At 69.7% G+C, this 10,397-nt stretch carries 10 protein-coding genes; 7 read left to right on the forward strand and 3 right to left on the reverse strand.

Translation table 11 applies throughout. The annotated features are described in order from the left end of the window. Positions 1 to 379 precede the first annotated feature (379 nt). On the forward strand, positions 380 to 4,519 hold the full coding sequence (mobF, locus tag FCH28_RS37660) for a MobF family relaxase (RefSeq protein ID WP_136744948.1): 4,140 nt from the start codon (positions 380 to 382) through the stop codon (positions 4,517 to 4,519). Positions 4,520 to 4,622: 103 nt separating this feature from the next. On the opposite strand, the gene FCH28_RS37665 is transcribed toward mobF, so the two are convergent. Beyond that, positions 4,623 to 5,453 (reverse strand): recombinase family protein, encoded by an 831-nt coding sequence (locus tag FCH28_RS37665; protein ID WP_136744949.1) that lies wholly within the window; start codon positions 5,451 to 5,453, stop codon positions 4,623 to 4,625. A 117-nt stretch (positions 5,454 to 5,570) separates the two neighbouring features. On the opposite strand from FCH28_RS37665, the gene FCH28_RS37670 reads away from it, so the two are divergent. The 3 genes from FCH28_RS37670 to FCH28_RS37680 all read left to right on the forward strand — a co-directional run bounded on the left by FCH28_RS37670 (position 5,571) and on the right by FCH28_RS37680 (position 7,023). Further along, positions 5,571 to 6,050: a hypothetical protein gene (locus FCH28_RS37670; RefSeq protein WP_136744950.1), complete on the forward strand. Its 480-nt coding sequence runs from the start codon at positions 5,571 to 5,573 to the stop codon at positions 6,048 to 6,050. A gap of 70 nt (positions 6,051 to 6,120) precedes the next feature. Further along, a complete protein-coding gene (locus tag FCH28_RS37675) occupies positions 6,121 to 6,441 on the forward strand; it encodes a hypothetical protein (protein ID WP_136744951.1) in 321 nt (106 codons plus the stop codon). 78 nt (positions 6,442 to 6,519) lie between these two features. After that, complete coding sequence (locus FCH28_RS37680) at positions 6,520 to 7,023, forward strand: hypothetical protein (protein ID WP_136744952.1); 504 nt, start codon at positions 6,520 to 6,522, stop codon at positions 7,021 to 7,023. 12 nt (positions 7,024 to 7,035) lie between these two features. On the opposite strand, the gene FCH28_RS37685 is transcribed toward FCH28_RS37680, so the two are convergent. Continuing rightward, positions 7,036 to 7,362: a hypothetical protein gene (locus FCH28_RS37685; RefSeq protein ID WP_136744953.1), complete on the reverse strand. Its 327-nt coding sequence runs from the start codon at positions 7,360 to 7,362 to the stop codon at positions 7,036 to 7,038. A 201-nt stretch (positions 7,363 to 7,563) separates the two neighbouring features. Between FCH28_RS37685 and FCH28_RS37690 the strand changes: the two genes are divergently transcribed. Beyond that, entirely contained in the window at positions 7,564 to 8,058 is a 495-nt protein-coding gene (locus FCH28_RS37690; protein WP_136744954.1) for a hypothetical protein, read from the forward strand. 126 nt (positions 8,059 to 8,184) lie between these two features. Here the strand turns inward: FCH28_RS37690 and FCH28_RS37695 are convergent, their stop codons facing one another. Next, positions 8,185 to 9,126 carry a hypothetical protein gene (locus tag FCH28_RS37695; RefSeq protein ID WP_136744955.1) on the reverse strand — a complete coding sequence of 314 codons (942 nt, stop codon included), beginning with the start codon at positions 9,124 to 9,126 and terminating at the stop codon, positions 8,185 to 8,187. Positions 9,127 to 9,364: 238 nt separating this feature from the next. Between FCH28_RS37695 and FCH28_RS37700 the strand changes: the two genes are divergently transcribed. After that, positions 9,365 to 10,048, forward strand: a complete 684-nt coding sequence (locus tag FCH28_RS37700; protein ID WP_136744956.1) for a hypothetical protein — start codon at positions 9,365 to 9,367, stop codon at positions 10,046 to 10,048. A gap of 190 nt (positions 10,049 to 10,238) precedes the next feature. After that, the coding region (locus FCH28_RS37705; protein WP_169314356.1) for a ParA family protein at positions 10,239 to 10,397 on the forward strand (159 nt) is incomplete at its 3' end.

The following is a 10,397-nucleotide window of genomic DNA, read 5'->3' on the forward strand; positions in this document are numbered from 1 at the left end:
GAAAGCATTCCTGCGCTCTTTCACGCTGGCGGAAGTGCTGGCGTATTAGTCCAGTCCGCCCGCGAAGTGATCACTGTTGGTGATCGGTCGGCCGGGTCGGATACGGCGACCGGATATCTGGTCGCTGGCTCACCGGATACCGCGTAGCCAGGGGACGTCATCCTGTTGTCACTGGGTTGTATGAGGTCAGTGGCATGTGGATGTAGGTCGGTAGCCTGGTGGTCTGTTGAGGGTGAGTCGGTAGTGTCCTGTGGTTCCTGGGTGATGATCAAAAACAGGGTGAGTACGAAGGGGGTTCCCCTGTCGGGGAACCCCGGCAAGCCGGACTAAAGAGACAAACGCACAAGGCGCGGCGCGCGCTGAACGGGGAGGGCAGCCGATGGCCTGGCTGACGAAAATCGTGGCGGACGAGCAGGTCGAGTACCGGCTCAAGCAGCAGGCGGGATGCACCGTCGTCGAGGCGGACGCCACGGAGACCGTCGTCCTCGACGGCGGCGAGGACCAGGCCGTCGTTTACCGACTGCGATCGGAGGGCGGGGCCGCCCTGGTGTGGATGGGCTCCGGTCTGGAGGCCGTTGGCCTCGTCGAGGGGGCCGTCCTCGACGATGAGGGCAAGGCCGCCGCCCGCCGGATCATGAGCGCCTGCCACCCCCGGACCGGCGCCCGGCTCATCAAGTCCCGCACCTCCATACGGGCCCACGAGAAGGCACAACTGACCACCGCCCGGCTCGTCGAGGCGATCGAAAAGGCCGCCGCCGAGAAGGATGTCGCGCCCGCCGAACTGTTCGAGGGCAAGCCGAAGCAGAGGAAGGTCTTCGAGGCGCAGCAGCGCAACGTGCACCGGCTCGGCGAGCGCCACCGGATGCAGGTCACCACGCTGTTCAAGCTGGCCCGCGCCGCCGGCCTCACGCTCGACGACATCTACGGCGAGGACGAACTCGCCACCGCATGGGAGTACAAGGACCTCCGCGTCGATGAACGGGTCCGCGGCTGGGACCTGGTGCTCGACCTCCCGAAGTCCGACAGCACGCTGGACGCCCTCATGCGCGGGCTGAGCGAGGAGGAGCTGCGCGAGCTGGTCCACGAGGCCAAGCGCGACACCTTCCACCAGCTGGAGCGGTGGGTCGCCTACGGCGTCGGGAGCGAGGACGGAGAGCCCGTCCGGCTCGCCACCGGCGGACTGATGGCGTGGTCGGTCGAGCACCAAAGCGCCCGCCCGATCCGGGCCGGAGAGCCCGGTGACCCGCACCTGCACCTGCACGTCACGATCGCCAACGTCGCGCTGTGCGAGGACGGCGAGTGGCGCTCCATCGCGAACTCCGGCATGGACCTGCACCGCCACGCGTCAGCGGCCGACGCGTACTTCAAGGCGAGGGTGCGAGCCCTGACGTACGAGCGCTTCGGGGTGCGCCGCGAGCAGAACGAGCGCACCGGAGCATGGGAGATCGTTGGCATCCCCGAGCAGCTGCGCGACGCGTTCTCCCGCCGGTCCGCGCTCGTCGAGGAGAAGGCCGGCGCCGACGCGAGCCGCCAGGAGAAGGCGGCCGTGGGGCTGGCGACCAAGCGGGACAAGCTCGACGTCGACGCCACCACGATGCGCGACAGCTGGCGTCAGCGCGCCGAGCAGATCGTCGGCGACGTCGACGCGATGGTCGCCGCCGCCGCTCCCGGACCGCCCGGCCCGGACGGCGGCGCGGGCCTGGGCGGACCCGGAGGCGGCCCGCGTATCCCGCCGCCGAGCGACCTCGCGGCGGTCGTGTTCGACCCAAAGGACGGGCTGACCGCCAGCGAGAAAACGTTCAGCCGCGCGCAGCTCCTGGCGGCCGTGGCGAACGCCCTGGAGTTCGGCATCGACGCCGACCCGGACAGCCTGGAACGGCTCTGCGACGAGGTCCTGGCCGTCGAGGGCTACGCGGTGCGCGTGCCCACCGTGGGCTCCACCGTCATGTCGTCCATCGCCCGCTACACCACCGAGGACATCCTCGAAGCCGAGGCCCTCGTCCGCCGCGAGGCCCTGGACCGGTTCAACAGCGGCACGGTGCAGCTCACATACGACCAGGCGCAGGCCGCGCTCGGCGTCTTCGAGATCGCCGCCGGGTTCGAGCTGTCCGAGGAGCAGCGCGCGGCGGTGATCCGCGTTCTGACCGCCGGGCACGGCATCGACGCTCTCGTCGGTGTGGCCGGCGCGGGCAAGTCGACGCTGATGGAGGCGTGCCGGATCGGCTGGGACGCGACCAGCACCACCTACGCGGGAGCCACGCTCACCGCGGTTGCCGCGAAGCAGCTGCAGGACGCCTCCGGCATCCCCGCCAAGACCGTGGCGGCCTGGCTCGGCGACACCGAGAAGGGCAACGGGCTGCGCGGCATCGACGTCCTGGTCGTCGACGAGGCGACGATGGTCGACGACCGCGCCGCCGCCGTGCTGATGGCCGAGGCCGCGCGCACCGGCACGAAGGTGGTGGGCATCGGCGACCACCTGCAACTGCAGGCGATCGGCCCCGGCGGCTGGTTCCGCGAGGTTCACCGCATCGTCCACGGCCTCACGCTCACCGAGAACCGCCGCCAGGAGGACGCCGCCGAACGCGCCGCACTGAACGTCTGGCGCACCGGCGACCACGAACTCGCCCTGCAGATGCTCGCCGCCGGCGGACGCGTCCACGCCGCCGAGACCGCCGACGAGGCCCGCTCCCAGATCCTCACGGCGTGGGACGAACTGCGACAGCAGCAGTGGGCCGACCCGCACGACCTCATCGCCAACATGGTGGTGCTCGCCGCCAAGAACAGCGACGTCGACGCACTCAACCTCGGCGCGCAGCAGATCCGCCGTGTGCGCGGCGAACTCGGCGACGAGCACACCTACGCGCTGCCCGGCGGAGACACCCTCACCCTCGCCGTGGGCGACGTCGTCCGCGTCCGCGAGAACGACTACCGCTCCCGCCGCGGCGAGGGCCCGGACATGCTCAACGGCTACCGGGCCGTCATCACGGCGATGGACGAGAACCACCGCGTCGAGATCACCTGGCGCGTGAAGGACGCGAAGGCCAAAGACGGCGTCCGGTACGAGTCAGGCTGGGTGAAACCGGAGAAGATCGCCTCCGGCGCACTGTCCCTCGGCTACGCCATGACCGTCGCCGCGAGCCAGGGACTCACCTGCAACACGTCGCTGATGTACGGGCACGGCGCGAACGCCTTCGCCACGTATCCCGGCATCACCCGGGCCCGGAAGCAGAACCACATCTGGTTGCCCCTGGCGGTCCTCGAGGACGAGCAGACCCGCATCCGGCTCGGTGAGGCGCGCAGCGAGAAGGAGCGCCTGGAGCGCGCCATCGACGCCTTCGCCCGCTTCCTGGGGCAGTCCCGCCCGGACGGCATGGTCTCCGACCTCCTGCACGAACCGCCGGCCCCCGCGCAGCTGCCACAGCAGCGCGACCTCGCCGCCGAGGAGGCCCGTGCCGAGGCAGAGCGCAGGCTCCAACAGACTCGTATGGCACGCGCCGCGAACGCGAAGTCGACCACCATCCGGCGCCCGTCCCAGAGGAAGCAGGCCCAGGACGAGGCGCACCAGGAGGAGCCGCGCCTGACCGACGAGCACCGCAAAAAGCTGCGCCTGATGAAGGAGGAGCGGGAGGTCGAGCCGTGGACCTCACGCCCCTTCGGCAACCTCACCGACCCGGAGCTGGGCACCGAAATCACCGAGAGTCTGCGGCGCGCCCGGTCCGCCGACGAACTTGCCGAGCGCACCGAGGAGGAGCGCCGCACCCTCGCCGAACGCCTGGAGCACGAAGCCGCCGCCGGGCAGACCCAGGGCCAGGCGTACGCCGCAGACGCCGGGCTGCTCCTGGACCAGGCAACGGAACTCCTCACCACCGTCCACCGCGAACTCGACACCGCAGCCGCGCAGAAGAGCACCGCCGAGGCGCGCAGCGATTGGCTCGGCGAGCTGGCGAAGGCGGACGACAAGAGCTGGCTGGCCCTGCGGCTCGCGGGCACCTCCCGCAAGGAGCACCGCGAGTTGACCCAGCGCTACGTTGCCGAGCGCGAGGCGGCCTGGACTGAGCGGAGCCGGGCGAATACCGCCGCCCACGGCACTCTCACGGAGGCGTGGGACCTGCTCCGCGAGAGCCGGTTCGCCGACTCCCTCGGGGCCAACAAGCCAGCGCCCAGCGACGTCAACGCGGTCGCCGAGGCCCTCGACAAGATGCGCGCCACCGCGTCCCGCAAGGGCCACGCCATCGACGTCAGCGACCAACAGCGGGTTGCGTACCTGGAGAAAGAAGCGGCCACCCAAAGGCGGGCGGCTCAGTCGCACCGCACCGACGCGGCCGATGCCGGGGCGGAACGGGCGAAGCGCAAGCTGATCGCCGAGACGTTCCCGAAGCTGCACAGCAGGGAGACCGAGGGGCGGCGCGACCTCTACAAGGAGCGGCAGGCGAAGCAGGCCAAGCAGAAACGGCGCCATGCGCCGGCCGCGGCGCAGCCCTCTCCGCATCAGTCGAGAGGACGCCGGATGAAGCCGTGAACCTCGGTGCCGAATATCGAGAGTTTTGAGACCCCTCATACGCGCGGGCGCGCGTAGAGGGGTGCCATTAGTGCCATTACTAAGCGCCGCCCACCCCCGCCAGCTACCGGACATGGACTTGGATGAGCTTCTCAGCGCGGGTGCGGCGGGCTTCGTCCTTCCGCCGGGCGCGGTCCCGAGCAGACCGGCCATTGGCGACGGCGCGGGCTTCGGGGCTGAGGATCCGAGCGACGGTGGTGGGATGCCACTTCCCGCCGCGCTTCGCTGGGACCTCGGCGTCGTTGAGCCGTCGGCAGATCGGCCGGGGCCCAAGTCCTTCCTCGTCGTGCCACTGGCGGATCAGGTCCTCGATGTCCTTCTCGTCGTCCAGATCGACCAGCTCCCCGTCGACTGCCTGCTTGCCGTACGGCGGGGCGCCGTACGCATAGCCGCCCTGTGCGGCCTTGGCGTTACGGCCGTCCTTGAGCCGCTTGCGGATGAGGCCGCGGTCGAGTTGGTGGAAGACGCCGCGCATCTGCCGCATCGCCGTCCTCATCGGGTCGTCCTCGTCGTCCTCCAGGTGCTCACCGTGGTCGGCGGTGAACATCCGCCCTCCCAGGGCCCATACGTACGCGAGCACGGCTTCCTGGACGGTCAGTTCGCGGGCGAGCCGGTCGAGGTTGGGGGCCAGGAGACCGTCCGCGCGGTCCTCACGGATCCACTCGATGGCCTCCATGAGGCCGACGCGCTCGTCGATGGTGGAGCGGCCGGTGGTTCCGGCGCGTTCATCCCCGTCAGTGACAACGTGAACAATCCGGTGTCCGGCGGCGGTGTTCCACTTCCGGCAGTCGCGCTCCTGGGCGTCGAGTCCGTAGCCGTCGACGACCTGGCCGGCGGTGGAGACCCGGCGGACAACGATCAGGCGTAGCCGCTCACGCTTGTTAGGGGTGGTCATGGCACGAACGTACACAAAAATAGGTATAGATGTAACAGGCCAGGTCAGAGGCAAATTACTGCCTACGGGTGACAGGCGGAAGCCCCCTGTGACGGAGCCTGGCAGTACGTTCACCCGATGCTCTTCGACACCAGTGCACTCCCGGCCGCCTCCGGCCAGCCGACCCTGCCGTACGCCGAGGACGCCGTGACGTTCATCCACGTGTCCGTCGATGGGACGGTCAACCAGGCCCGTGAGTTCGAGGGAAAGCAGGCGATGCTCGCCGAGCTGCACGGCGGCATGCTCCTCGCTGTCTGGACGCAGCAGCACATCGCGACCGTGTACGCCGTTGACTCCCTGGGACCGCTCCGGAGAGCGATGGGTGTGCATGGACGCACAGCGGGACGCTCGTACCACTCGGCGCCGGCGGAGCTGGAGGCCCGCCGGGAAGGGGAAGCCGAACGCTTCGAGGCACAGCCTTGTCGTACGTGCGAAGCGCCGGTCGGCGAGGTCTGCCGCACCCAAACCAGAGGTGTCGCCGCCTACTACCACCGCGGGCGGGACGGCAGTACGAGCGGGACAGCGAAAGTGCCCAAGAGCCGCACCCTCCGCCTGTAGCCAGACGATCGGTTGATGGACATGGGGACTTGCCCGTCGGGCAGCACGAAGAGCTGGAAGTATGGGGCAGATGACCGATACGCAGACTGCGGCCTGGCACCTGTACGTAGCGCTTCACTGGCTGGCGGCCGCGCAGGTCCACGGGGAGATCCCGACCACGGAGGGCGGGATGGGCGACCTCGACCACGCACGCCATCAGCTCACCGAACACGGGCCGGCACTCGCCCGCGAGCATCCCCAGCTCGCCGACGGCGTCCGCCACGTCATCGACACCTGGACAGACGACCCGGCCGGGCGGCTTGCAACGCTGCTGCCCGTCATGGACACCCTGGCCAGCGTCAGTGGCGTATCACTGCCGGAGACCCTCCCGCCGATCACCGTGATGCGCTGACCGGCCCCGACGACGAAGCTCAACCGGCCCGACGCCGGGCAACTCGTAGCCGATTCGTCCGGCCGTACGGTGTGCGGCATGGGAACCGAGGGCTGGACCGCGCAGAAGGAGCTGGTGGTGCGCTGCCTGACCCAGGCGAAGGTCCTGTGGCAGGAAGGCGAGTGGACCGTCAGCGATGCGGAGCGGGCGGCGGCCCTCTCGACTGGCCTGACCGTGGCGGCCTCGTACGACTACCCGGCTCTTCCAGTCCGCGACGGCGGTGACCCGTTCGCCCGGCCATCGTGGCTGCAACGGGCGTGCCGCCTGGTCGCGCTCGCCGGGACGCTGCGCGCAGCCGCCGCCCCCCTGCCGACGCAGGGGCCGCTGCCGATGCTGCTCGGCGCGACGGCGGACCTGTGTGACCAGCTGCGCGACGACGTCGATCGACTCGAAGCTCAGTGGGCCGTCGACGTCCCGGAGGGCCGGTGGGAGGCGTGGGAGCTGAGCAACGTCTCCGACGACCTGTGGCGCATGACGGACGGGGTCGACGTCACGGTGAACCGCCTCGCCCGTTTCCTGGGCTCGATGCTGGTCGCGGACTGACCCGCCCAGGTCTCAGAGGCTCTTCTCCTGCTCCAGGCCGTCCAGGCGCTCCCACAGCCTTCGCGCCGCGAGTGCCAAGACGGCCTGGTCAGTGCCATCGAGCCGGTCCGATTCCGCCTCGGGTGCGGTGAACTCCCCATCGCGGATCCGACCTGCGTGGAGGGTCACCCACGTGTGGTGCAGGCTGCTGGTGACGCCGATCCACCGACTGTCGCCGTGGTGCTCGATGCGCTCCTGGTCCATGGTGAACCATCTCGTGCGGGCAGTCTCCTGCCAGCCCATGACGTTGATGATGGTCTTCGCGACGTCCTCCGCGCTCAGCCCGTTGATGTCCGCCACTCTCCCCTCCCCTGGTCGCCGCCGACCCTACTCCGCGGCGCCGCCGGCCCCGTGGACTACCTCGGTCACCGCGCTCGCAAAATCCGGTCGCGGCACGGCTTGCCTGCGGGCCAGGGCGGCCGGGAACCTGGTAGATACCGGTCGGGCCGGTCCGCGAGGGTGCGGTACACGGCCGCTGCCGGGCGGAAGGTCGAGACGGCGATGACGCGGCACCGGTGCAACGGACCCGACTGCTACAAGCTCCTGCCCGAGGCGAGCCTTCACGGCGGACGGCCGAGGCTCTACTGCTCGGAGCGCTGCCGCTCTCGGCACCGGCGGCGGAGCCGCGGCTACGACCACCTCCTGAAACAGAGGGAAGAGCGGACGTCGAGCGCGGCGGAGGAACGGCACCGGCTGAGGACGGCGGCATACGAGGTAGCGCGCGAAGCCCGGCGCCTTGCGGCCGTTCTCGACGACGAGGCCGACCGGCCCCGCTACGAGCAGCCAGCATGGTCGGATCGATGGTTCGGCCGCCCCGGCCCGGAAGCCCCCTACACCCGCGCGACCCTGGAACTGGTCGAGACCGTCCACCAGGCGCTGGCCGCCGCCGTGGCAGCCGACCGCGCAGCGGGCCGAGGCTGGACGGAGATCGGCGAGGCGCTGGGCGTCAGCGCAGACACGGCCGCCCGCCGCTACCGGCCCGCCGACCGCCACTAACACCGAAGATCGCGGAACGGCCTCACAGGATGCCGCAGGAGACCGGCGCCGGGTAGCACCAAGGCCCGCGCCCATCACCGGCGCGGGCCCTGCTTCGTCCCGGACTGAACGGAGTTACAAGACCTGTCAGACCGCCGGGATACCGTGCCCGTCGACCGTCCAGGCCGCCCGCTCCCAGACCGGCTCGGTGCCGTCCGCGATGCGCTGCAGAAGCGCGGCCATCATCTGTCCGTCGGCGGCGGCCTGCGTGGTCTGCTCCCAGGCGAGCGTCGTTCCGCAGTCCCAGTCCCAGGGCTCACTCGCCATGGAGGAGCACTCGTCGCGGGTCCAGGCGAACCACTGCCGCCACAGGCGCGTGACGCAGTCCGCCTTGCCGACGTTCTCGCGGTGCGGGCGCAGCCAGGTATGGAGGCTGTCGCGCTCGCTACTGACCGGCTGTCCGGGCGGCGTGACGAGGATGGACGGGTAGCGGCTGACCGGGCCCCGGTCGGTCTCGTGGACGACACGGCACCCCTCCAGGATCTTGTCGAGCCGGTCGAGCGCGGCCTGCCGCTCTGCGGTGCCGTACGTCCCGGCCTCGCCCGCGTGCAGCAACTCCTGGTCGTGGACGCGGATGACGGCGATGGTCTCCGGCGAGGCGCACTCACCGGGGCCGGCCCCGACCACCAGGAGCACGGCGTCGAGGTCGTCGACGAGTTCGCGGGCGAACTGCCGGGCCTTGGCGTGGTCGGCGTACAGCGCGGCCGTGTAGGAGCAGGGCTCGCACCAGCGGCCGCGGCCCAGCGGATAGTGCCGGCGGACGCCGCACCGCCGGCATTGGTACTGCAGCTCGCGGGCGCGGTCCAGAACGGCGCGCTGCGCGGGGGAGCATGTGCGCTTCGGCACCGCCTTGGCCGCCTCGTACAAGGGCGCATAGCTGTTGCCGTGGTAGAGCACCTGGCCCACCGGGTCGGAGCCGGGCTTGAAGCCCTGGCGGTCGAGGTCGGTCTTGGTGAACAGGCCCTCGGGGACATCGCCCCACCAGGTGTAGCGGATGACATCGGGGAGCGCGGGGACATAAGACGGCACTGCGACCTCCTTGGAGCGGCTTGCTTGGCTCGAAGATAGAGCGGGTGATGGGCTGCCGCAACAACCCAAAAACACGGGTTGACCTGCGCCTTTAGGGGCGGAATATCTAGCTTGATTGAACGCATTTCCGCAAGCGAAAAGGCTAGCGCAAATGCAAGCTCTGAGGAACTGCCTACACCGTTCTGCGCACACACGTACGGAGCAGGTCGCGGCTCGATATCTAGCTAGACTGCGCGCCATGTCGCTCACGCCTTTCGTTGTCGCGCTGGAGCCCGACCACCTGGACGCCCTGAACCAGGTGGTCAAGGTGGGGCGGACCGCCGAGCTGGAGTGGCTGGACAAGGCCCGGGACAACGAGGGGATCCAGTTCCTGCGCGGGAAGGCACTGAGCGAGGCCCGCGGCCGTGTCCGCGCCGAGTTCGCTCTGCTGCGCAAGAAGGGGACGCTGGCCGGCACCCGGGACCTGGTCGTCGCCCGTGAGGTACGCGCCGAACTCAAGCGGCGGAAGATGGCCGGCCCGTACGAGCCCGTGCCCGCGGGGGACGTCAGCGCCCCCGGGCGCCGCGTTGGCGCGGGTCCGCGTCACTATCACCGGTTCGGCGACGAGAAGACCACCCTCACCGCGCGGATGCCGGTCCGGCTGCCCGCCATGCTCGGCGAGCAACTCGTGCGTTCCTGCTACTGGATGTCCGAGCCCGCGGTGAAGGCTCTGTGGGAGTGGCAGACCCGATGGGGCGACGGGCCCGAGGTCATCATGCGCGAAGCTCAACGACGCGGCGCCGTCACCGTGTTGGACGTCTTTTGTGCCGCCTTCGCCTCTCGCCCCGACGCCGACTCGATTCTGGAAAGGGCCAAGCTCCAGGCCCAGGTCATCACGACCGGCGACATCTTCCGTGCCGCTGTCGAACGCGCTATCCGCTGACCTTTCGGTGATTTGGTGGCTTCTCACCTGGGGTTTTGCGGCCTATCTAGCTAGATAGACTGCCATTATCGCGCGCTTTCGCTGGCTTTTTCGCTGGCGAAATCCCGTTCGGGAATGCCTGCGGTTCAGCTTGCACTTACCCCCGCCAGTCGCCAGTCTTCGCCTGTACCTACACAGGAAGGGAGGACCGATGGCGCGACGCGTAGCGATCGGCAACAACAAGGGCGGGGCCAAGAAAACGACCCTGACCATCCGTCTGGCCGAAGCCCTGGCCAAGCTCGGGTATCGGGTGCTGGTCATTGACCTCGACCCGCAGGGCAACGCCTCCAGACGGCTCGGCTGGAAGGAC

The organism is Streptomyces piniterrae (assembly GCF_005048155.1).
Classification (GTDB): Bacteria; Actinomycetota; Actinomycetes; order Streptomycetales; family Streptomycetaceae; genus Streptomyces; species Streptomyces piniterrae.

What these genes read in the sequence shown, in the direction of transcription:
- FCH28_RS37700 (WP_136744956.1), top strand. Translation starts at nt 9,365, where the DNA reads ATGTCGCTCACGCCTTTCGTTGTCGCGCTGGAGCCCGACCACCTGGAC.
- FCH28_RS37665 (WP_136744949.1), bottom strand. Translation starts at nt 5,453, where the DNA reads ATGACCACCCCTAACAAGCGTGAGCGGCTACGCCTGATCGTTGTCCGC.
- FCH28_RS37675 (WP_136744951.1), top strand. Translation starts at nt 6,121, where the DNA reads ATGACCGATACGCAGACTGCGGCCTGGCACCTGTACGTAGCGCTTCAC.
- FCH28_RS37680 (WP_136744952.1), top strand. Translation starts at nt 6,520, where the DNA reads ATGGGAACCGAGGGCTGGACCGCGCAGAAGGAGCTGGTGGTGCGCTGC.
- FCH28_RS37670 (WP_136744950.1), top strand. Translation starts at nt 5,571, where the DNA reads ATGCTCTTCGACACCAGTGCACTCCCGGCCGCCTCCGGCCAGCCGACC.
- FCH28_RS37690 (WP_136744954.1), top strand. Translation starts at nt 7,564, where the DNA reads ATGACGCGGCACCGGTGCAACGGACCCGACTGCTACAAGCTCCTGCCC.
- mobF (WP_136744948.1), top strand. Translation starts at nt 380, where the DNA reads ATGGCCTGGCTGACGAAAATCGTGGCGGACGAGCAGGTCGAGTACCGG.